Genomic DNA, 24141 nt, shown 5'->3' with positions numbered 1-24141 from the left:
ATATTTTAAATAATTGAATAAGAAAAAATTTAGCTCATTTTTTTCATTATTCTATTGTAGTTTTGTTCATTATATTTTTCAGAAAGATTCAAATATCTATAAGTAGTTTCCACTTTAGAATGACCCATTTGCAACATTAAACTTTTAGGATTGGAGCCATTGTTTAACATATGAGTCGCAAATGATCTTCTAATGGAGTGGGGAGTATATTTTTTATCTAAATATTTTTTGACTGCTAAACGTAATGATTTATTATGATAAAAACCTTTCAAGTCAGGAAAATACTTCAACATTAATATTAATGTTTCTTTAACATAGAATAGTTGTCGTAATTTATTTCCTTTACCTAAAGTATATAATTTTTCATTTTTTAACTGCAATGTATGTAATTCACTAGCTCTAATTCCAGTTTCAAAAATAAATCGAATAATAATCTTTCATTTTCGATCATTGTCACTATCATGATCTAAAATTTGAGTTTTTTTATAAAGCATATTTTTGGAAATGGTTAAATAATACTTTGTATCAATCGGAGGCAATTTAATCATTTCGAGTTTTTTAATGTATTGTTTGTTATTTTTAAATTTGAGATATTGTAATAAAACATTTTTATGTAAATGTACAGTATTAGCTGCGTAATTAGAATGAAATATTTTCTTTTTTATTTTAATTCAATCCCAATTTTCAACATCTAGAAATAACAACGAATTTTTATATGTAATAATTGTATTTTTTGATAAGTTTTTCTTCCTCAAATAATCTAAAAAAAATTTCATTTTTAACCTTAAATATTAAATACGTTTTTGATTTAAAACAGAAAATTTTTACAGTTTTGTCTTTGATGAACCTATCAAAACTTCAAAAATTCTATTCAATTTCAAAAACCAAAATTATTAAAATAAATTCTTCTATTTTGAAAAATAGAAGTTTTTTATTTAATTGGGGTGAGAACATCAGGATTTAAACCTAAAATTTCAATTTTTAAAATTGATGTTTTATCGTTAAACTATATTCTCTTAAAAATCACAATTTATTTTTCCCAGCTAAAATAGATAAGAAAAATGTTTTCCATTAAATAAAGATCAATTAATATTATTATTTCTTAAATTTTTTAGTATATTAGAAACTGAATGAGATTCAATTGAAAAAGTCTAATCAGAATTTGAACATTTCTTAAAAATGGATAACTTTTTTTAATAATTCTCTATCAAAATAAAGGAGTTTTTTGTGAATTACAATCGTAAAGTTTTACTAGGATTTGGTACATTTCGGTACGAAAATGGAACTGTTGATTCTTTTGTACAATCATTAAACGCAGCTTATCAATCTAAGTATGATTACATTGATACTGCTAAATATTATGAAAACGAAGCTGAAATTGGTCAAGCTTTAGTCATTTTGAAGGAGAAATATGGTGAAAATTTCCATTTTCCAGTCCAAACTAAAGTTTGAACTGAAGACTATTTAGATGCTTATAATGCTGTGCTAGGTTCTATGGAACGATTGCAACTGAAACAATTAGATTCGGTTTTATTGCACCGTCCTAGCACTAATTTAGCTAATGATATTTCAGCTTGAAAAGATTTAATCAAACTACAAAAAGAAGGTTTGGTTAAACAAATTGGTGTTTCTAATTATGATAATGAAATGTTGTATTTCTTCAAAGAAGTAACTGGAGTTTTGCCAACAGTTAACCAAATTCAATTCAACATTTACAATGCTCGTTTGGATCGTTATTTTAATAACAGCCGCATTGGCATTAGTTTACAAGCTTGAAGACCATTAACTTTTCGGATTAATGAATTATTAACAGATCCTGTTGTTCAAGAGTTAGCTAAAAAACACCAAACAACTCCAACTGGAATTGCCATTGCTTTTAATAAATTTTTAGGGATTGATCCCATCATCAAGTCAACTCATCCTGAACGCATTATCGCTAATGCTCAAGCATTTCATACCATTAATTTAGAAGAAGCTGATGTCTCTAAACTTTTAAGTTTAAATCGCTATGACGATGGCAAAATTGATTTTGGTTCTGCTAGTTACCCAATTAATCCAGAATATGCCGCAAAACTTAAAGCTGAAGTCGATTTTTTGCGTAAAAATAAATAATTTAGCCCTATTCATAGAAAATTTGTATAAATTTTTGAAAAAAAAAAAAAATTATATTTTTTGTAAATTTTTAGTTTTTTATGTATAATACTAAGTGAATAGTTGCCGAACTATTCAATGCAATACAAGGAATGTTAACACACTGAGATAAGAGTTTATCTCGTACAAATGGGGCTAAAGGCCCCTTTTTTTATGCCTGCTTCACACCAAAATTAATCAGGATTTACTGTTATGGGATGAAAAACTGTTACGATTGCATCGAATGAATCATTGCGGGTTTATCTAAATAATTTAGAAATTAAAAACGATACTCGTCGAATTTTAATTCCGCTTTCAGACATTGATACAATCATTATTGAAAGCTATCAAACCGTTTATAGTAACAAACTCTTAGAAATTCTAAAAAATTTCAACATTAACGTTATTTTTTGTGATTCTAACCATCTTCCGTTCATGCATATGGTACCAATTAATGGTCATCATAATTCCTTAAAAATTTTGGAAAGTCAAATTAAATGAAACATTCAGTACCGTACTCATTTGTGACAGAAAATAATTGCTAACAAAATTGACAACCAGAAACTAACACTAGCTAAACTTGGTCTTTTAGTTAATTCTGAAGAATTTGACGAATACAAAAATAATATTGTTAACATGGATTCAACCAATCGCGAGGGTCATGCTGCTAAAGCATATTGAAAATATCTTTTTGATCCCAAATTTATTCGTGATCACAAAGCAGATAAGTTTCCTGAAATTAATATCCCCCTAAATTTTGGGTACTCAGTTTTAAGAAGTATGATTGTTCGAAGCATTGTAAAAAAAGGATTAGATCCGCGAATTAGTATTAACCACCGTAGTTTTCATAATTTTTTTGCTTTAGCTTCTGATTTGATGGAACCTTTTCGTCAAGTGGTGGATTATATTGTTTATTTAGAATGACAGAAAAAACCATTTAATTTTTTAGAAACAAAAAAAGAAATCGTTGCTTTCTTAGCTAATCAAAAGGTACGAATTAATGATAAAGAATATCATTTAAACACTGGGATTGACATTTATATCGAAAAATTACAATCAGGACAAATGCTAGAATGAGTCGGTTTATGAGATTAATGTTATTTTATGATTTGCCAACCGAAACTGAAGAAGACCGGAAGCGTTATTCAAAATTTCATAAATGAATTGTTAAAAAGGGATATTTAATGTTGCAATTCAGTGTTTATTACAAAACCATTCCTTCTAGTCAAAAATATCCAATTGAATTACAGGCAATTAAAAATAATTTACCTAAACGGGGCAACATTCGGTTATTAATGGTTAGTGAAACCCAATTTTTTAATATGAAAGTATTAACCGGGCAACAAACCATTAATGAGAAATATAACGGCATGGAAAGGTATGTTCGGATCGAAGATGATATTGAAGACGAATAATCAAACATTAGAATTTACTACCCCCAAAATTATTCACTGTTTTGATTTATTAAAAACTTGAAAACAAATCTTGATTGATAATCCCAAAACTCTGGTAATCACTCCATTAACCAAAATCGAAGATTTATACGAAATTAAATCGAATAGTGCTTTTTTAAGTTATTTACAAAAGTATTTAGATCAAAATTTTTTAAACGAAGAATATTTATACAAATTAGAAGATATCATTAATAACGATTTGGGAAATATTTTAGAAATTAACAACAATAATGCCAAATTGATTAAAATTCTTTTTGAAATCAAAGAACAATATGTTGATTCTAAGATTTTAAAATTCTTTTTAAACAAAATGATTGAACATCTTCCTAGCATTCCCATTCTTTTAATTGGATGAGATGAACATTTTCAAGAATTATTTGATTCTACTCATAACTATAACCTAGTTTATTTTTTAACAACTAACGTAGAGAAACTTAATTTAACCAAACCTTTTTTAGAATTATTAGTCGTTCAAACCAAATCAGACAATTTTTTAGAAATTGATGATTTTTCACTTTTGAAATCATTTTTAGAAGCCGAATCTGGATATGAGATTGCTGATCATGAAATTTATCAATATTTTTTGGGAAAAAATGATGAAAATGGCTATTTTTGGGCAAAATCCTTAAAAAAATTGTAACTTTTTTTCAAAATGAGGTTTCAGTGTGTTAACATTCCTTATATTGCATTAACCCCAGTGATCCAAAGTTTTTTTGTATAAGCGTTTCAGTGTGTTAACATTCCTTATATTGCATTAACTTTTCAACCACTCCTAACAAGTCATCAAACGTTTCAGTGTGTTAACATTCCTTATATTGCATTAACTTTCTTTAAATGATATGCTTTCAAACAGGAGTTTCAGTGTGTTAACATTCCTTATATTGCATTAACATGAAGTCATTCAGTTGGATTTTGGTTTTTGTTTCAGTGTGTTAACATTCCTTATATTGCATTAACCAAATCCTATAGAATGTGGGATTCTGAAACGTTTCAGTGTGTTAACATTCCTTATATTGCATTAACTCAAAAAAACGGCACCCATCCCCGCGCGATGTTTCAGTGTGTTAACATTCCTTATATTGCATTAACCTCGTGATAGAGCTGTTCACCCCGTTCAATGTTTCAGTGTGTTAACATTCCTTATATTGCATTAACTGGAAGCTAAAAAATAAACCCCGAACGTAAGTTTCAGTGTGTTAACATTCCTTATATTGCATTAACATATGACGCGAAAATTCTCCACCCCATCGCGTTTCAGTGTGTTAACATTCCTTATATTGCATTAACATCATTTCCAACAAACCGACGTTGGGTTTCGTTTCAGTGTGTTAACATTCCTTATATTGCATTAACATTGTGGGCTCAGAAAACGAAGTTAGTTACGTTTCAGTGTGTTAACATTCCTTATATTGCATTAACCAGAAATAAATAAGCGGACAAAGCGTTGGCGTTTCAGTGTGTTAACATTCCTTATATTGCATTAACTCAATTCTGGCGCTAAAATTATCAAATTTCGTTTCAGTGTGTTAACATTCCTTATATTGCATTAATTGGCGAAAAAGCATTTGTTAATATTTCTACCTTTTAATTTATTAATATTTATTATCGACATTAATAAATTTAATATTTTTTGAAAAATTATGGTTTTAATATAAAAATACCAAGTCTTTTAAGACTTGGTATTTTTATATTAAATTTTTAAAATTTTTAAACTATAAATGCTTTATTCAATTTCTTTAATATTGAATATATTACCTAAAACATCAAGATCTGCAAAATAAACATATCCATCTTTCATTAAATTTTGTAAACTTTTCCTAATTCTTTTGTTTTTGTTTGTAGCATGGTATTCTAATTTTTTTATTTCTAAACTAGAATTCGATTGTTTAAAACCTACAAAATAAGCAGCTGAATCAATATTTTTCTTACCGTCTTCAAAGTATGTATTATGCAATATAATTGAATTTCTAAAAATTCTATGAAAAAAAGTAAAATTTTTTATCTCTTTTATTTTATCTGATTCTTTTTTTAATCTATTTTGTACGTAATAAAAATAACCACTTTTATAATCAATTTGTTTATTTTGTTTGATATCTGGAAGGTTAAAATTAGATAAATTGAAATAATTACGAAAATAATTATTAATTTTTTCTTTTTCCAAATTTCTTTCTAATTTTATATTTTCATTATTTTGTTTTTTATTATAAATCATGATTGTATTGCAATTAGCAGGAACTGGTAAATAATGAATTTGATTATCTATTTCATATTTATACACATCAATCCATAATCAATCAAAACTCTCATAAAAAGAATTAGAATTTTTTAACTTTAAGATTTCTATGGAATTTTTAGATTTTTTATCATAGTGTCTAATTTTGTTTACAACTGAAATTCTATTCTTAGAAGATGGTGTTTTAAAATTTATCATTAGACCATTATTATTTACAAAATTAAAATTTTTTTCTTCCTTTATTTGATCTGATATTGCTTTTCTAAAAGGGAATTCTTCTTCTAAAGAATTTGCTTCAAAAATTTCTTTTAAATTTTTTCATAACAAATGATCTTTTTCTTCAATTATTGGTTCTAAATAATCTCCACTTTCTGGATTGAAAAAGAATTAAAATCATTTTTTTCTATATCTGTTATTTTTTTGAATTTACTTTTCTTAATTTTCCTTCAATTTCTTTACCCGAATATAAAGTATCGTCATGAAATTTTATATTATTTTTGAAAGCTTTTTTCTAGAAAATTTCATAAACTTTTTAGAAGCATTCATTTTTTAACCAGTTCATTTAATCCTTCAACAAAAAATTTATGATTTTCATCTTTGGATATTAAATTGCTATAGGCATTATTTATTTTATTTTTTTCAAAAATTTCACCATTACTATTTTTTACTTCGATACTATTTTCTAAAGTATTTGCAATTTTTGGATTCGTAGTGGAATACGCAATTAAAACAGCATCTTGAGCGTGATTACCATTTCATTTTCTGTTTTTAATTTTATTGGAATAAAAAGGATCTTCAAGAGATACATATAATTGGTTATTCTTAAAATAATTATCCAATATTTTAGATCTTAAATTATTAATAAATTTTCCAGTAATTGTTCTTATTTTAGTGTCAGAAAAAATTTCATTGTTTTTAGAATGAAAATTAACAAATTCTTTTAGAACATTTAAAATTTCTGATGCAATATATCTTGTATCTACTAAATTACGAGCAATAAAATCTTTTTGTAAAGATTCAAATTCATCAGGATCTGATTTAAGAAAAGATAATTTTTTAGGATTTTTATCTTTATATAATTTATCTCATAAACCATTAATTTTAGATAATTTATTAAAATCATCTTTAGGAATGGTTTCTTTGGGAAATCCATTACTTTTTTTTCTGTTATTTTTTTCTTTGTTAAAACTTTGTTTTCCATAGAATTATCAAAAGATATAGAAAAAGGAATAATGTGATCTATTTCATAATCATTCATATTGCTAATGAAATCTTCTTTTTTGATCTCATTTCCATCATAAACATCACAACCATTTTGTTCTATTCACAATTTCATTTTCAATATTTTATTTCTTGAGATAGAACCTTTATTTTTTAATCCAAACTCTGTAATTACTTCGTTTCATTCATCAGATATTTTCTTTAAATGATTAGATTTTCTTTTTTTAACATCTATATTGTTTCTTTCTTTTGGCATTTCAAGAGTTATTGTTTCAATTTTGTAATTATTTTTTTTACAATAATCAAAAATAGCATTTAAAACATTAATCGTTTGTTTAACACCTCTTTTTACAGAAGGTGAAATTATCATTTTATTAATTCAATCGCCGGTTAAATGTTTAGTATTTTTAATTAATGTATTTTTTTCAAAAATTTCTCTTTTCCTTTTTTCAATTTCAAAGGCAACACCAGAATATTTTAAATATTGATTATGATTTCAATCATTTTCTAATAAATGTTTTAATTCTTTTTTAACCCTTTCAAAGAGAGTGAAGCAGTCCCAGAAATATTTTGAATGCCTTTTATTTCTTCACTAAATTTTCTCAAACTTTTTTTAAAATTTGAACTATCAAATAATTCACCAAAAAGATTATGAATTTCAGTTTCGTTTTGAAAATTATTTAATCGTATTTTTTTTGTAACAAATTTGCTCAAGAAAATAATAATTAAGTCAATTAAATCAATTAATTTTTGATTTCTTGAAAAAAAATCATTTTCTTTTGCAAAAGTGGACTTTAATTTAAATTCTGAGTTTAAAATTTTTAAATAAATTTCTTTAAGTAATTCATTTGTATATGGAAATTTTTTAGGAATGGCTAATTTTTCTTTATTATTTTTTGAACTTTTTAATTCAGTAGCAAAACCATAAATATCATCAATTTTCAATTCTTCATTATCAAGTTGTTGTTTAAATTTTTTCAAAATTCTATTATTAGATATGTTTGAAAATTTTATCTTCACAAAATCAAAATTTTCATGCAATAACCTATTTTTAGATTCATAGCTTAATTTTTCATTATTGCATGTTAAATTATTCAAATAACAAAGAACACTAAATAGATAATTAGAAAATGATTTTTTTGGGGCTACATTTTCATTTTGATAAATTAAACATTTTCTAATATTTTTTTCTCATAAATTTTCATCTTTTTTTTCAATTTTTCCATTAACTTCTTGTCATAAACCATATTCTGTCGGTGATTTTGGACCTCCTGGTCCAAGTTGAAATTCTCGTTGTCGATCAAAAATTTTTAAGAAGTTTTCTCGAAAAATTTCATCAGCAAAATGAGATTGTTTTTTTAAAATTATTTCTAATTCCTTGCGATAATCTTCACGTTTAAAATAATTATTTATCACACCCTTCACTTTTGTAGTGCTATGTTTATTTGGGTTTCATAATTTTAGTTGTTTTTCAACTATATAATCATTAGTTACTAAAATATCGTTAAGAGTTTTAATTTTAATTTTTTCATTTTCATCTATTTCTGATTTTTTTGAAGATGAATTATTTTCATCTTTTTTAGATTTTTTATTTTTTTCTCATTTAAATTTTCGTCATAATTTCATCCTCTATTAGTTAAATATCAATAAATTCCTCTCAAAAAATATTTAATACTATCCTCTTTTTCATATAACATTTTTTTGCGACATGAATATATATTAAATTTTTCTCCATTTTTTAGAGATAAATATTGAGAAAATTCAGGAATTAAATTATTATTTTTTCAATATTCTACTGAATCTATAAAATTATTTGGTTTATATAAATTATTTTCAATAAAAAGTTTAATGGCATCTCTTTTTCTAGTTTTAATTCTTGATAATTTTCTTCGCATAGCGCGATTAGATCTACGATCTTGTGATAATAATTTGTAAGTACGAGGAGAATCTACTGTATCAAATAAACGCACCCCATGTAAAACGATCTCATTATTTTCATCTAAAAGTGCTCATCCTACAGAAGCGATGCCAACATCGATTCCGATTTTAATTTTTTTGTCATTCATTTTTTATGACCTTTTTTTTTTTTTTTTTGATAAATAACAACTATTTTTTTGTAAAAAAATTAGCTAAATTTAACAGTTAGAAAAGCTATTTTTAATTATGCAAAATAGCCTATTACAAAATATTTTAACATAATCAAACTTAATTCATTTTTAAGTCTGCTTTAATAAGTGCATTAAATTACGGGATTAATTTCTAACAATAAATATTATGAAAAAACCCAAAATTATCATTTGTTAAATGATCTAAATTAACTCAATCAAAATAATTAAATTTGTTATGCTTGCCTTAAAAAAGATATGCACATTTTTTCTTTTAATTATTTGATTGTTTTTGTGAGGAAAAATTAATTAGAAAATATAATCAAAATGTATTGGTTGATATATCTAAAAGCAGGTCATTTTATGTCCTACAACAAACAAAAACGGAAATGATTATTTATTCCTACTATTGCACTTTTATTATCATCCTGTTATCCAAATGCTTCTTTACCAATCATTCAAAAACAAGCAGCTTGGCATTACATTAATCGTACCCCTTCAAAAAAAGAATTATTCACTAAAGCTCAAACTGCTCCTGATCCCCAGGTTTGTTCGAATACTGATCAATGTTATTTTGACTACATTAACCAACGAAGTATGAGTTTAAAAATTACCTCCATGGTTAATAAAAAGACCCAGTCCTCGTTTGGAACCGGCTGAATTATTGATCGGGAAGTTGGCAATAATAATTTTTATATTGTGACTAATATTCACGTATGTAATTTAACCACTGATGATTTAATTAAGAATCATCAAGATCCCGAACTGTTCAGTATTGAAATTGGTCGACAAAAATATGATGCCAAAACAAATTGAACCAAATCTAATAAACCGATTGTTTATAATCCAGTTGGTATTGATCAGACCAATTATTATGCTGAACAAAACCGCTATGCAATTCGGGTTGATTCATTAAAAACCACTGTTTTAAATCCGAATCAACACCAATACTACTTCAATTTTAGTATGCCCCCTGGTACCACTCAAGCTTTTTTACAACCCAAAACCCAAAAAATGAATAAAGTCTTTTTTGACAGTTTTGTCAATAACGAATTCATTAAAGCGGCCCAACGATTAGAAACCAAATACCAATGGCAAAACCAATCACTATTTTTACCAACCAGTTTTTATCAGTATTTTAGTCATTTGTACACTAGTAAAACCAATGGAATTGGGTTGTATGATTCTAATCAATTTAATGAATTAAATAAAATTGATTATGACCAGTTAACAACTGCTCAGAAACAATTTTTAGATGGGTTTTATCACGATGATAAGGTTGAATCATTCATTGATGCAGCCGTATTAAAAGTGAGAATTCCCGATCAAGTTTTAGCTGAGTGGTTTCCTTATTTTTTAGACACCAAAAAATACAACCAATGAACTTTCCCCCGGTTAGCCCAAACTAATTTATATGATTTCAATGCCGATCAGAAAAATTTAACCACTTTTGATTTAAACTCTGAACAACGAAAGCAAAAATTTTACCGGGCTGGTTATCCGTTAGAAACATTTAATAAGAATAGTTCAGCTGTCCCAGTTTTTCGGGGTTCAGCTTCAACTGGAATCAAAATCCAACGGGCGTATACCAACCAGAATTTGGATCATTTTAAATATAATCGAAATAAAATGCGGTTTGGTGGAGCCGATTATAAAGTCCCAATTGGGTTATATAACATTTATTCTCAAGATACTTATCCTACTGCAGCGGGTTCATCGGGATCAATGGTAATTGATCAAGATTATAATACTGTTGGAATTTATTGGGGTGAATCTAGTGGTGATGGTGTGAGCAAAACTACTGAGCGGCTAGGCATTCAAACCCCGTTTTACTCCGATCAAAATAATGTTAATTCCCAAAATCACATTAGTCATTGAGCAAATCATTTGCCTGCTCAACAAAAAAATTTGTTGTATCAAATCATGGGACAACATTATGGCACGCTGTTTGCTAAAAATTTAAGTGCAGTTGTCTGAGCTAAATACCAACAACAAACTGATCTCACCCAAAATGGTTTCAGATTTGGAGCTGATCCTGCCCAATTGTATGCAGACATTAACCAGTTCATGAACCAACAACCTACCCAGCATGCTCAAACTCATACCGATTGATCCGATGAACAAAAACAAGCTGCAATTACAACCGCACTAACTCAGCATTTAACAACATCATTAATTCCTGAATCTAATGGAACAAATTCTAAAACGATTGCTGAACTTTATGGGGAATTTTTTGGTGATTATTACAATCACACCCTTGATTTATTAAATGATTTATCGCTGACTTTTAAGGGCACAACTGTTGGTGATACGATTAATTTAAAACAACAATTGCAAGATTATTTTGCAACTAAAAATGTTGTGACTTATAATTTAAACCACATTAAAAAATCAATGTTGCGTCCGATCCGGGTTTTACCCCTTGTGCCTAATAATGAGGACATTTTATAATTGATAGAAAAATTAATTATTGGAACTTGTTTCAATTATTGATTATTATGATTGATTAATTAAATGCAATTAAATCAATAAAAAACGCTGTTTATTTTCATAAACAGCGTTTTTTATTGATGATTTTCCCCAAAAAATAAATATTTGTTTAATTGAAAAATTTATTTCACAACTTTAAAAAATTTGGGTGAGATGGGAATTGGTTGTACTGAAGTGGGTACTTGAAAATGAGCGTTGACTAAATGGGGAACTGGTTTAGTAAAAATTTGGTGCCCCGCTGCTGAAGTGATCACTAATCCTAATAAAGAATTCAGTTCTTGGTTTAAAGCTGCGACTTGATCATTGGTTAGGTTTTTAGCATAATCAAGCGCAAACTGGGATAAAGCTAAAGTCGGATCATATTGACTGTTGGGATCGGCTTTCATAAAACTAACCACATCAGCTCAATCTTTGTTAGTTCCGTTTTTAATTTGATCATAAGTTTTTGAAGCTGCTTGATCAGTATTGACAAAAACAATTGGCGAGTGTTTAAACTTGGTTGCTAGAGCATAAAATTGCGGGTATTGATCAATCTTTTGTTTTTGTTTTGGATTGTTTGGATCTAATTCAGCAAAACTAATGAACCCAGGTAAGTATGAGCTTTCTAAACTGCTGTAGAATAACAATTCTAAATAACCCCCATAGCCCTCAATGTCATAGCCCCAGCCAATTTCATTAACCGCACTTTTACCACCAATCAAAATTTGATCAACTTGCAGACTAAATGGTTGGCTACTAAATTCTAACCGCGGATCTAATTGATTTAAGACTTTAACCGCATTTGCTGTAGCGGCTCTTCGGGGTGCAGAAGTATCAAGTGCCCGATCATAAAAAATAAATTTAATGCGGTTGTTGTCGGGATCATTTCCTAAATTTTTACCTAATCCGTTTTGGTAAAAATGATCTAGTAAACGTTTAGTTTCGGTTTGCAAACTGACAAAATTAGTGGCTTGAAAACCTAAGGCTTGTTCGTTTTGATGATCGGTTCAATGGGTTTGATCATCAGCTAAAGTTTTACTAAATTTGGTCTTACCATCAGCCCCACCATAGAAGAAAAATTCATTTTGGTTGGGATAATCAATCAGTTTTTTGCGTGGATTAGTGGTTTGATCAGTGCCATTAATTAAACCATCTGGTCGGGCAAAACTGCCCCAAAACGTTGTATCACTATCGATGCTCGTATTGAAAGCATAGTAGTTAAATGCGGTTGATAAAAGGGAGCGAAAAATGTGGCCGTCTCCAGTTCAGTAGTATGATAAATTCTGTTTGCCCGCTTCTAAATCTTTGATGTTAGACCCATACATTAATAAAGCAAACGCATCATTATAAGCATAATTAGTTTGTTGAATTTGGGTATCGTTTAAATTCGGATAAACTAAAGTTCTTCAGGTTAAAGTTTTAGCACGAGGAAAGAAATTATGATCTGGTTGTTTAGTGTAATTTAAATTGAAGGCTTGGGCATGTCTAATGACTTCTAACCGTTGGGATTCGTTTAGAACATCATAATCTAATTTGGCAACTAAACCTTGTTTGTAATCATTAAATAAATTGTTGGTAAACGTCAGTGGATCGGTTCCGACATTTTCACTAACAATTGCTTTAACACTATCAGCAGCTTGCACTCAAACTTGATCATAAAAATGCGAATTAATTTGGAATGATTCAAACGAAGCATCAGAGCGGTTGACATAATATGGTCCTGCATACAACATCTCCTTAAAGTCTGCACCATATCAATAATAACCAAACTCGGCTGCTTCAGCAGCAGTATTAGCTAAATCCTTGGTTGGTCCAAGTTCTTTAATATACTGACTAGGCGCGGGCGTGAAAAAATCCAAATTGTAAATAATTTGGGCAAAAAAATTAACAAAATCAGCGGGGGTATTTGAATCTGTACTATCAAACGTGATTGCTTGGTGGGTTTGGTTGTGGAAATTGATTGGTGTTAAAAACGTTGCTTTCTTTTTTAGCTTGTTCGCATCAACATTAAATAATTTCACTAAGTATTCGTTATTAAACCGACTCGCGGCTGAAAACCGGTTGACTGCACGCAGTTTTCCCTGATAAATTTGATCAACTGCTTGTTTGTCTAATGCTGCTGAACCCCCGTGCTGGTGCCGATAACTAGTTTCAGCTAAAGCGGTCCGTTGGTATTTAGCATAAAAATCTTCAGGAATAACGGGGTATTTAGTTGGATTTCCTTGAGCATCAGTTCAGAATAAATTTTCTTTTAAAACCACTTGCACCCGCACTGATTGGGCTAATGCATTTGTGAAATCCGGGCTGTTAACTGAGCGCGGATTGGTTGATGATCAAACTTTTACACCCAAATACAACGGATCTGCAGCGGGGATGGATGCATCATCTTGATCAAAAACTAACGGGGTTGAACTGTTCGTAGTTGTGACAATGACCGCTTGGGCTAAACCTAATTTAATTTGGTGTTGACTAAACTGTTGGTTCACCACTGCTCCGGTTTCGTTTAACCGGGTTTGACCAGTGTAAGCAATTTCTAATAATCCTGGTGCAATTGCGTTGGTTAAATTATTTCTTCCTGTGGCCCGCACGGTATAATCATGCCGGAAAGCGGTGAGATCAACTTGATCATGACCCGCTTGAACTTTTGTGAAATATTCATTGCGTTGGTGGGGCAAACTGGCTTGTGAACAAGCGATTAAAACCCAGCTGCTAACCATGGCAGATAAGAGGGTACCAACCAATAATTTTTGAGAACGAGCGAATAAAGCAATTGGTTTCATGCAAAATGTTTCCTTCTGAATTTAGGCAATAATGGTTTTAATAATGAATTGAAAGCATCTTATTTTGATTTTTGTTTGATCAGGAGTGGTTGCAAAATTCTCATTTTCCGCAATAAAAAACCTACCCATAACAATTATGTTTTGGGTAGGTTGGAAAGTTGAAACTTAATTAAGTTTGCTTCTGAATCACTAATAAAAATGATCAAGAAAGATACTGTTATTAAGTTGTCGATGAACGCGCGAACCTACCGCTTTTGGTAAAATAAAAATACCAAAAAGCAGCAGAAAATGATGCAGATGCAAAATTATTTAGGCGCATTGATCAATTAAAAATGAAAATAATTAATTTGGATTATAACACAGCTAATTTTATTTTGACAAAATTAACAACCTCATTAATTTGTTTCATCAAGGGAAAATTAATATGAACTTTTATTTGTGAACAGTGACATATCTTAAAGCCACAACTCCTGATTCAACTGAAACCGGAATTGAATAATGTTGGTTAATTAGAATCGGAATGGGTTTGTTAACTAATTGATACCCAGTAGCTGAATTTAAACTAAACCCAACTAGTGAAGTAATTTCCTGATTTAGAGTTGCTGATTGTAAATTAGTTAAAGTTCGTGAATATTCCAACCCAAATTTCGACAAAGCTAAAACCGGATCATAATTAGGATTAACGACTGCGCGCATAAATTCATTGGCCTCAGCTCAATCCTGGTTGGTTCCGTTTTTCATTTTATTATAACTACTATAATCTTGTAAGTTAGTTCGGGGGAAAACTGTAGTTGATGCTTTGAAAGCTTGGGCAAATTTACTAAATTCAGGGAACTGGTCAAACCGGGTTAATAAATTTGGTTTTACAGCTTTAATTGCAGTTTGATCGGCTGGGTCAAATTGAAATAATGCGGTAAACAACGGGTTGTTTTTATTAACGTATAAAAAGTATTGTAAAAATCCCCCATAAGAATCTAGATCATAATACCAACTTGAGTAAGCATTTGCAGTCCGGCCTAAAGTGACAATCGCATCATTTTGCACCGTTAGTGGGGCTTGCACTAAAGCCAAACGGTGTTTGCGATCTAAAGCATTAATCGCATTTAAAGCATTCTGGGTTGCTGAACGCCGGGCTGGGGGGGCGTTTCGCATCCGATCATAAAAAGTAAACTGAATTTTATTGTTAACTGGATCAGTTTTTAAATTGCGACCTAATCCGGTTGCACTGTCATAAAACTGGTCTAACAACCGTTCCATTTCGGTTTGTAACTGTTCATAATTATTGGCCTGATAGGCCACAGTTTGGTTGGTTTGATTATTTTGAAACCGGGCTTGATCTTCAGCTAAAGTTTTTTCAAACCGGGTTTGTTGATCAGCGCCCCCATAAAAAAAGAAACTGTATTGGTTTGGGGCTTCTGATAATTTTTTAAATGGAGCAGTCGCTTGATCAGTACCATTGATTAACCCATCGGGTCGAGCGATTGTCCCCCAGAAACTGGTATTAATATTAATTTCATTATTGAAAGCAAAATAGTTAAATGCAGTTGATAATAAGGATCGTAACAAATACCCATCGCCAGTCCAATAATGACTTAAATTTTGTTTTCCCGCTTCTAAATCCGCAATGTTGACCCCATACATTAATAAACTAAATGCATCATTAAACGCATAATTAGTCCGCAAAGTTTCCGCATTAGTCAGATCAGAATAAACAATCGGTTTTCAAGTAATTAATCCGGTGCCTGTGTAATCATAATCGGCTAATTTTTGATACTGTAAATTAAAATCTTTTTGATTTAATCCCACTTGATTTTTTTGAACTGGAGTTAACGCCGCAAAATCAATTTGAGCAACTGCTCCTTGTTTGTATTCTTCAAATTGGTTGTTTTGAAAAGCTAAAGGATCACTTGAATCATTTTCAGTGACTAACAAGCGTAAAGTATCGTTCGCATGTACCCATGCTTGGTCATAAAAATGGGGGTTGATGGCATAAATTTCGGCACTGCGACTGGATTCTTGTACATAATAAGGTCCAGAATATAACATGTCTTCATAATCCGCCCCATACCAATAATAACCTGATTCAGCTGCTAACCCACTCACTCCAGTTGGATTACGGTCTTGATGATCTTTAATGTATTGACTAGGTGCGGCTGTGAAAAAATTAGCATTGAAAACGGTTTTGGCAAAAACATTTTTAAAATCAGCTCGGGCTACTGAAGCTAAACTGTGAAAAGTAACTGCTTTTTTGGTTTGATTACCAACTTGAACATTAGTTAAAAAAGTGGTGAGATCACGGAGTTTATCAGTGTCAACATCAAATAATTTTAGTAAATACTCACTGGCATAACTACTTTGGGGGCCAAACCGGTTGTTGGCTGCAAGCCGCCCCTGATAAGTTTGATCAATCGCAAATTGATCCGCAGCAGCTGATCCACCGTGTTGGTGCCGGTAGGCTCCATCAGATAAAATGGTGCGGGCGTATTTGGCATAAAAATCTTCGGGAATGACTTGATAAGCTGTTTGTTCACCCCTAGCATTAATTCAGTAAGCATTTTCCCGAACTGTGAACTGAACTTTAGTTGCGGTATTTAAAGCTTGATCGAATGCAGCACTGTTAACTGAACGGGGATTGTTGGACCGTAAAATTTTCACTCCTAGAAAAACCGGATCGTCAATCATAAAATCATCAGCGGCATCACTATCAAAAACAACTGGTTCAGCTTGGTTGGGTAAGGTTAAATAAATCGCATCGGCTAAACCAAACCGGATCCGGTATTTAGTGTACTGGTTGTTAATAACTTGACCATCCTGGTTTAGATCAGTGCGACCAGTGTATTCATAATCAATTAGTGCCGCAGATAAATCATTACTAATTTTGCTTTTACCATTAGCTTGTACCGTATAGTCATGTCGAAACGCATCCAAGCGAATGTCACGAGCAGCTAAGTTACTTTTTGTTCGGTATTCGTTGCGTTCATAAGGTAAATTAGCTCCCGAACAAGCTGCTAAAAACAAACCGGTTGTTAAGCCTGTAAGCAAACTAGTTTGAAACATCCGGGACCTTGTGCGGGTAATCAAGTAATTAAATTTCATGATGGTTAACCTCATATTTATTAAATAAATTTTGGACAAAAAGAGAAAATTATTTTGGTAATTAGTCTGGTTTTTAACCCCGTTAATGTGTTGAAGCCAATAAAAAAACCTATTTATTCTGTGGCATACGAATAAATAGGTTTTCAAATTTTTGTTAGATTAAAACTAATTAAAGCGGTTTCATTAATTGGTTTTAAATAAATGTTTTGCTTTATCAAAAAATTGTCAACCCAAAAATTCCTTACTTGAAACCAAGTAAGGAGTGGTTGTCTTCTTAAGGTTGATTGATAAACAAATTAAGGACATTTTTGGGGTTAAAAATAAAAAATAATTTATCCAGAATTATAGCACAACTAAAATTGTTTTCACTTTTTTTAAATTAATTTTGGGACAAACTTAATTGCGCACACGAACAAATAATTTCGATAATGAACCAGATTCTACACTGACCGGAACATCATAGTGTCTGTTAATTAACAGTGGGAGTGGTTTATCAGATAATTGATAACCAGCTGCAGAATTCAAACTAAAGCCCATTAACGAAGTGATTTCTTGGTTTAAGGTTGCTGATTGTTCATTGGTTAAAGTTCGACCGTATTCTAAACCAAATTTAGAAAGGGCTAAAACGGTATTATATTCAGTGTTCCCTTCAGGACGCATTACTTCATAAACATTACTTCAGTCTTTATTATTGGCTTTTTTCAGTTTTTGATAAAGTTGGGAAGAATTGCTTGAATCAATGTCGGGAAAAACAGTTTTAGACTCTTTGAAGGCTTTAGCGAATTTACTAAATTCGGGAAAGTTTTTAAACCGCACTACATTTGCTTGACTAGCTGATTGGGCTTGATTAGTTTTTGGAGTGGTTGAAGTATCATCAGCTGGATCAAAACTAAATAAAGCAGTGAATAAAGAATAATCACGGTTAGCATACAAGAAAAATTGTAAAAAGCCGGCATAACTATCGACATCATAATGTCAACCAGAATAAGAATATGGTGCCTTACCCAGTCTTACGATTGGTTCATTTACTGAAGTGGCTGCTTCTTGGGAAACATCAATCCGTTTTTGTTCCGGATCTAAAGCTTTTAAAGCAGTTAGAGCTGATTCAGTTGCTGCACGACGAACCGCTGGTGTGTTTTGGAACCGGTCATAAAAGATTAGTTTAACCTGTTTGTTCTCGGGATCATTTTTTAAACTTTCACCTAAACCACCTGCACCATAAAATTTATTTAACAGCCGTTGCATTTCGGCTTTTAATAAATCAAAATTAGCAGCTTGAATTCCGGCTTCGCGATTTTGTTGACTGTTAACAAACCGCTCTTGATCTTGTTTTAAAGTGCGTTCAAACCGAGTTTGATTATTTGCCCCACCATAAAAGAAAAAACTGTACTGGTTTTCAAATTGGGATAAACGTTTCTTTGGACTGGTTGCTTGATCAGATCCTTCGATTAATCCGTCTGGACGAGCAACACTTCCTCAAAAACTAGTATCAGTATTGATGGTGTTGTTAAATGCATAATAATTAAAGGCTTGGGATAATAAGGACCGGAAAATATACCCATCCCCAGTTCAGTAATAATTGACATCTTGTTTGCCTGCTTCTAAATCTTTTTTGTTCACACCATACATTAATAACGAAAAAGCATCATTAAATGCGTATGGAGTGGTTGTAGTTAGTGGATTAGCCGGATCAGAATAAACGATTGGTTTTCAAGCAAGCAGTCCCCGACCAGTGGAATTGTAATCAGGAACTTTTTCATAATTTAAATTAAATTCATTTGTTTTGCTGGTTAAAACAGTTGCGCGTTGTTGATCATCTAAGTTGGCAAAATTAATTCGCGCCACGTTTCCCTGACGGTATTCTTCAAATTCACTTTGACGGAAAACTAATGGATCAGTAGTATCATTTTGCACTACAACCCGACGCACTGAATCTGCTGCTTTAACCCAAGTTTGATCATAAAATTGGGGATTCATTTCATAAGATTCAAATTGGGTATCTGAGCGAGTAACATAATATGGTCCGACATACAACATGTCTTTAAAATCTGCCCCATATCAATAATAACCAACTTGAGCTGCTAATCCAGTGACATCTTTTGGATTTTTGGCCATGTTTTCAGCAATAAACTGACTTGGGGCGGGAGTAAAGTAGTTGGCATTAAATAAAGCTTTTGCAAAAAAGTTGACAAAATCAGGTTGGGTTGCACCACTAACCCCATCAAAAGTAATGGCTTTTTGTTCAACTCCACCAACGTTAACTGGTGTGATGAAAGTGTTTTCATGCCGTAATTTTTCTGAATCAATATCAAATAATTTAATTAGATATTCATTACTGTAATTACTTTGAACACTAAAACGATTATCCGCTTTTAGTTTATTGTGATAAGTTTTAGCAACCGCAAATTGATCCGCTGCAACTGAACCACCTTGGGCGTGACGATAATCCTGATCTTGTAAAGCTGTGCGAGCATATTTAACAAAAAAGTCTTCAGGAACAAGTTGGTACTTAGTTTTTTCGCCTTGAGCATTAGCTCAGTAAATATTATCTTTTAAAGTGAACTGGACTTTAGTTGCTTTTTTTAAAGCGGCATTAAATGCATCACTGTTAACTGAACGATTGTCATTAGAACGTAAAACTTTAACTCCAGTAAATAAAGGATCATCTACTTCAAGATTTTCAGTTACATTATCATTGTCAAAAACTAGAGGTACAGCAGGATTATCTTTTTGGGTCACATAAACAGCTTTAGCTAAACTCAACCGAATTCGGTATCGAGTGTAATTATTATTTTGCACTTCACCTTGACCGTTTAATTCGGTTTTACCAGAGTATTCGTATTCAATTAATGGTGCAGCTAAAGAATTACTTAATTCGGTTTTAGCAGTTGCTTGTAAGGTGTAATCATGCCGAAACGCATCTAAACGAATATCTGTGGCAGAGACATTATTTTTAGTTAAAAACTCGTTCCGAGTATATGGGGCTGTAGTTGATGAACATGCCGCTAAGACCAAACTAGTACTTACAGCAGTAACCAAACTACCACATCAAAAAGCAGTTTTTGGTTTTACTCAAAATTTGGGTTTCATTTTTGCGATCCTTTATTTAATGAAATTAATTATTTTGTTCAGAATAAATTATTTTTTAATTGGTTTAGTTTGGTTTTGGAATAAAACGAGCCAATGTTACTAAAAACAAAAAAACCTATTTATTCAAAAAAGAATAAATAGGTTTTTAATTTTTGCGGCTAATTTTTTATTGGTTTATTTTTTCAAAAAAATTAACTGATTCGTTGGAAACAACCAAAATTGCAAACCTAAATATTTCTTACTCAATAACAAGTAAGAAATAATAGTTGTAATCATGATAGTAAAACGAATGAATAACATTTGCAACCAAAGTTAAAAAATAATTTAGTCGAATTATAACATAGTTGCTCAAGTTGTTTGATTTTTTTAAAACAAAATTAATTATTTTGGTTTTATTAATTACAAAAAAGAAATCCGTTTGGTCTTTTTTTAAAAAGACCAAACGGATTCAATAAATTATTTATGAAATTTTTTTAACGAACTTTAATGAAGCGGTTGTAAACTGCACCATTCCCATAAGCCATGTTGGGACTAATATAATGACCATTTAATAAAAAAGGAAGTGCAATTTTTTCTCGAGTATAACCACCCCGACTGTTAAAAGAAAATCCTATTAAAGAACTAATTTCTTGGTTTAATTTAGCAGCATCAGCATTAGTTAATCCTTTGAAATAATCAAGGGCAAATTTAGCAAAACTAAAACCAGCATCATATTTACTATTTGTATCAGCTTTCATAAAATTAGCAAGATTGGTTAAATCACTATTTTTAGCATTTTTAAATTGTTCAAAAGTAATGGATTTTGCTCCATCGGTTTGAGAAAAAATAATAGTAGATTCTTTAAATTTTTTAGCTAATTTGGTAAATTCTGGATATTGAGTTACTCTTTGTTTTAGCACACTATCAGTAGATGTGCTACTATCATCAGCAAAATATGACAATGATTGTACAAATGTTAATCTTTCATTAAGAAAAAAGAAAAAACCTAAAAAACCTGCGTAAGTATTGACATCATAACCTCAACCAGCAAAAGTATTAGCAGATTTATTAGTTAAAAATATATTGCTATAAATATCATAAGTTATTGGTTCTGTTTTGAAATGTAATCGATTTTTAGAATCCAAGGAATTTAGTACTTCAATTGCATTTTGAGCAGCGGTTTTTTCTTTAGCTGACAAACTTAAACTACCTTCATAAAAAGTCATTTCAATCTTTTTATTATTGTCAGTTAAACTATTTCCTAAACCACCTGTATTATAAAATTTATCTAATAATTTTTCCATTTCTGTTTTTAATTGTTCGAAATTAGCAGATTGAAAAGATTTCTTTTGGTTATTGGTGTTATTAGCTCAGTGATCCTGATCTTGTTTTAAAGTTTTACTAATTTTAGTGTTATCAGATCCATAAAAGAAATATTCTTCTTGATTTTCAAAATCAGTTAAATGTTTTTGTGTAGAAGTCTCTGCATCAGTTCCTCCAATTAAACCATCAGGACGAGCTAAACTACCCCAAAAAGTTTGGTTGTCATTAATTTCATTAACAAAAGCATAATAATTAATTGCTTGAGATAAAATAGCTCGAAAAATATAACCATCACCTGCTCAATAATGACTAGTTAAATCTTGATCTTTAGTTTCTAAATCCTTAGTTGATTTACCTCACATCATTAAAGCAAAAGCATCATTAAAAGCATATCCATGTTTTTTGCTATCTTGAGAAATATTGACAGGATAAGGATTAGGTTGTCATAAAATAGCTGTAGGAATTGTATTGTAATCAGGAGTTTTAATATAATTTAAGTTAAATTTTTCAGGTTCTTTATTAACTTCATTTCTCTGATTTTGAGTTAAGGCAGAATAGCGAATGTTATAAACTGTTTCATCTTTAAAATCATTAAATGTAGCATCACGAAAAGTTGCTGGATCAGTGCCAATATATTCCAAGGTAATTAAATTAACACTTTTCGGATCATTCACTCAAGCTTGATCATAAAAGTATTGATTTTTAGTATAGATGTCAAACTGATCATTTTTCTTACTCAAATAATAAGGGCTACTATACAACATTTTAGAATAATCAGCGCCATATCAATAATAACCACTTTCAGCGGCAATACCTGTAATACCGTCAAAATTATTTTTTTGATTATTAGCTTTGATGTATTCAGTTGGTGCAGGTGAGAAATAACCCGCAGTTAAAATTGTTTTGGTTAAAAAATTAGTTCAATCAGAACTTGTTGCATTGGCAGCTGTTTCCATTGTTACTGCATCTTTTTGAACATTACCCGCAGTTACTTTGGTTAAAAAAGTATTTTTTTCTTTTAGTTTTTCTGAATCTACATCAAATAATTTAATTAAGTATTCATTACTATATTTAGATAATTCAGAAAATCTGTTAGAAGACGGCAGCTTATTTAAATAAACTTCGTTAATTGCTTTTTCATCAGCAGCTTTTGATCCACCGTGGGCACGGCGATAAGAAGTTTCAGTTAGAGCTGTTCGCAAATACTTAGTATAAAAATCTTCAGCAGTAACTTTATAGTCTGTTTTATTTCCTTGCGCATCAATTCAATAAACATCATCTTTAATGGTAAATTGTAGTTTCGTAGCTGTTTTTATTGCTTCAGCAAAATGTTTACTGTTAACTGATCGTGGATTAGTTGATGTTAAACGTCTGACTCCAGTATAAATTAAATCAATTTCTGGTGTTCCGTCAACTTCATCAGTATCAAAAACTTCTGGTTGAGTTTGATCCTTTTTAGTTACATAGACAGCATCAGCCAAACCCAAACTAATTTTGAAATCAGTGTAATTATCACCAATAACTTCACCTTTACCATTTAATCTAGTTTCACCTGAATAAACATATTCTAGTAATCGGGAACCCTTTAATTCAAAATCGGCTGCAACTGCAGAGCTGATTGTGTCATCTTCTCCAAAAGCATACAATTTACGATCTCCTGATTTAATATTAGATTTTTGATAAATCTGATTTATTGTATGAGGTAAAGGATTAGCAGAACAAGCTGCCATTAAAATCCCACTTGAGGTTGTAGCAATAAAACTTAATGGTAAAAATCAACGTCTTTTTAATTTTGAGAAATTAAGTCTCATATTTGTTCCAGTTTTTAATAAATATTTAAATTTTTTTATTTAGATGACTTAAAAAACAGGCTGATAAAATTTTGATAAAAATAAATTTAAAATAATGTTTGTAAAAATAAAAAACCTATTTATTCTTTTGTGTTAATAGAATAAATAGGTTTTTTATTTCGTTGAATGAACTTTAGTTTCTATCATTCAAATACTATTTTATTGCATTCAAAATAAAATCATAAACCTAAATATTTTTTCCATAAACAAGAATCAAATCATGATAGTTTCTATGATATTTTTAACAAGAATCAGTCTGATTTTCTTGGTGTGAAAAAATAACTTTTATATCATTAAGATGTTATCACATAGATTTACAATTATGCGAAATAATTGCGAAAATTTCACTTTTATTTTCAGGAAATACCAATAAAAATTGTCCACACTAAATTAAATAAATTGAAAAAATTT

At 30.3% G+C, this 24141-nt stretch carries 15 protein-coding genes, 1 pseudogene and 1 CRISPR repeat array; of the genes and pseudogenes, 5 read left to right on the top strand and 11 right to left on the bottom strand.

All coding sequences use genetic code 4. The features are described 5' to 3' along the window. Window positions 1–29: 29 nt before the first annotated feature. Window positions 30–776 (bottom strand): tyrosine-type recombinase/integrase, encoded by a 747-nt coding sequence (locus NPA10_RS01910; protein WP_256547845.1) that lies wholly within the window; start codon window positions 774–776, stop codon window positions 30–32. Between the two features lie 451 nt (window positions 777–1227). Here NPA10_RS01910 and NPA10_RS01905 point away from each other — a divergent pair, with 451 nt between their 5' ends. From NPA10_RS01905 to NPA10_RS01890, 4 genes are all read left to right on the top strand, one after another. Further along, entirely contained in the window at window positions 1228–2112 is an 885-nt protein-coding gene (locus NPA10_RS01905) for an aldo/keto reductase family protein (RefSeq protein WP_256547844.1), read from the top strand. Window positions 2113–2343: 231 nt separating this feature from the next. Continuing rightward, the gene (cas1, locus tag NPA10_RS01900; protein WP_256547843.1) at window positions 2344–3225 is read left to right on the top strand and encodes a type II CRISPR-associated endonuclease Cas1; all 882 of its coding nucleotides are present in this window, start codon (window positions 2344–2346) and stop codon (window positions 3223–3225) included. Then, window positions 3216–3545, top strand: a complete 330-nt coding sequence (gene cas2 / locus NPA10_RS01895; protein WP_256547842.1) for a CRISPR-associated endonuclease Cas2 — start codon at window positions 3216–3218, stop codon at window positions 3543–3545. The genes cas1 and cas2 overlap by 10 nt, the downstream gene beginning before the upstream one ends. Further along, on the top strand, window positions 3532–4224 hold the full coding sequence (locus NPA10_RS01890; protein WP_256547841.1) for a hypothetical protein: 693 nt from the start codon (window positions 3532–3534) through the stop codon (window positions 4222–4224). Before cas2 ends, NPA10_RS01890 begins: the two co-directional genes overlap by 14 nt. A 17-nt stretch (window positions 4225–4241) precedes the next feature. Next, a CRISPR array of direct repeats spans window positions 4242–5135; the repeat unit is 36 nt; unit sequence GTTTCAGTGTGTTAACATTCCTTATATTGCATTAAC. 172 nt (window positions 5136–5307) lie between these two features. Here NPA10_RS01890 and NPA10_RS01885 read toward each other — a convergent pair. The 6 genes and pseudogenes from NPA10_RS01885 to cas9 (NPA10_RS01865) all read right to left on the bottom strand — a co-directional run bounded on the left by NPA10_RS01885 (window position 5308) and on the right by cas9 (NPA10_RS01865) (window position 9104). Next, window positions 5308–6144: a hypothetical protein gene (locus tag NPA10_RS01885; protein ID WP_256547840.1), complete on the bottom strand. Its 837-nt coding sequence runs from the start codon at window positions 6142–6144 to the stop codon at window positions 5308–5310. A gap of 164 nt (window positions 6145–6308) precedes the next feature. Further along, window positions 6309–6656 (bottom strand): hypothetical protein, encoded by a 348-nt coding sequence (locus NPA10_RS01880; protein WP_256547839.1) that lies wholly within the window; start codon window positions 6654–6656, stop codon window positions 6309–6311. A gap of 63 nt (window positions 6657–6719) precedes the next feature. After that, window positions 6720–6770, bottom strand: a pseudogene (locus tag NPA10_RS04410) (hypothetical protein); the annotation flags it as partial. A 29-nt stretch (window positions 6771–6799) separates the two neighbouring features. Continuing rightward, window positions 6800–7408: a type II CRISPR RNA-guided endonuclease Cas9 gene (cas9, locus tag NPA10_RS01875; protein WP_256547838.1), complete on the bottom strand. Its 609-nt coding sequence runs from the start codon at window positions 7406–7408 to the stop codon at window positions 6800–6802. A gap of 149 nt (window positions 7409–7557) precedes the next feature. Then, complete coding sequence (locus NPA10_RS01870; RefSeq protein WP_256547837.1) at window positions 7558–8664, bottom strand: HNH endonuclease family protein; 1107 nt, start codon at window positions 8662–8664, stop codon at window positions 7558–7560. Then, window positions 8577–9104 carry a type II CRISPR RNA-guided endonuclease Cas9 gene (cas9, locus tag NPA10_RS01865; protein WP_256547836.1) on the bottom strand — a complete coding sequence of 176 codons (528 nt, stop codon included), beginning with the start codon at window positions 9102–9104 and terminating at the stop codon, window positions 8577–8579. The genes NPA10_RS01870 and cas9 (NPA10_RS01865) overlap by 88 nt, the downstream gene beginning before the upstream one ends. A gap of 402 nt (window positions 9105–9506) precedes the next feature. Between cas9 (NPA10_RS01865) and NPA10_RS01860 the strand changes: the two genes are divergently transcribed. After that, on the top strand, window positions 9507–11594 hold the full coding sequence (locus tag NPA10_RS01860) for a DUF31 family protein (RefSeq protein WP_256547835.1): 2088 nt from the start codon (window positions 9507–9509) through the stop codon (window positions 11592–11594). Window positions 11595–11755: 161 nt separating this feature from the next. On the opposite strand, the gene NPA10_RS01855 is transcribed toward NPA10_RS01860, so the two are convergent. From NPA10_RS01855 to NPA10_RS01840, 4 genes are all read right to left on the bottom strand, one after another. Continuing rightward, window positions 11756–14392: an OppA family ABC transporter substrate-binding lipoprotein gene (locus tag NPA10_RS01855; RefSeq protein ID WP_256547834.1), complete on the bottom strand. Its 2637-nt coding sequence runs from the start codon at window positions 14390–14392 to the stop codon at window positions 11756–11758. A 432-nt stretch (window positions 14393–14824) separates the two neighbouring features. Continuing rightward, a complete protein-coding gene (locus NPA10_RS01850; protein ID WP_256547833.1) occupies window positions 14825–17488 on the bottom strand; it encodes an OppA family ABC transporter substrate-binding lipoprotein in 2664 nt (887 codons plus the stop codon). A 396-nt stretch (window positions 17489–17884) separates the two neighbouring features. Further along, window positions 17885–20578, bottom strand: coding sequence for an OppA family ABC transporter substrate-binding lipoprotein (locus NPA10_RS01845; RefSeq protein WP_256547832.1), 2694 nt, complete (start codon window positions 20576–20578; stop codon window positions 17885–17887). A 473-nt stretch (window positions 20579–21051) separates the two neighbouring features. Beyond that, on the bottom strand, window positions 21052–23691 hold the full coding sequence (locus NPA10_RS01840) for an OppA family ABC transporter substrate-binding lipoprotein (protein WP_256547831.1): 2640 nt from the start codon (window positions 23689–23691) through the stop codon (window positions 21052–21054). Window positions 23692–24141: the final 450 nt, after the last annotated feature.

This window comes from Mycoplasmoides fastidiosum, assembly GCF_024498275.1.
In the GTDB taxonomy this organism is placed as follows: domain Bacteria; phylum Bacillota_I; class Bacilli_A; order Mycoplasmatales; family Mycoplasmoidaceae; genus Mycoplasma_N; species Mycoplasma_N fastidiosum.
This window is presented reverse-complemented; position numbering and strand designations above follow the sequence as displayed.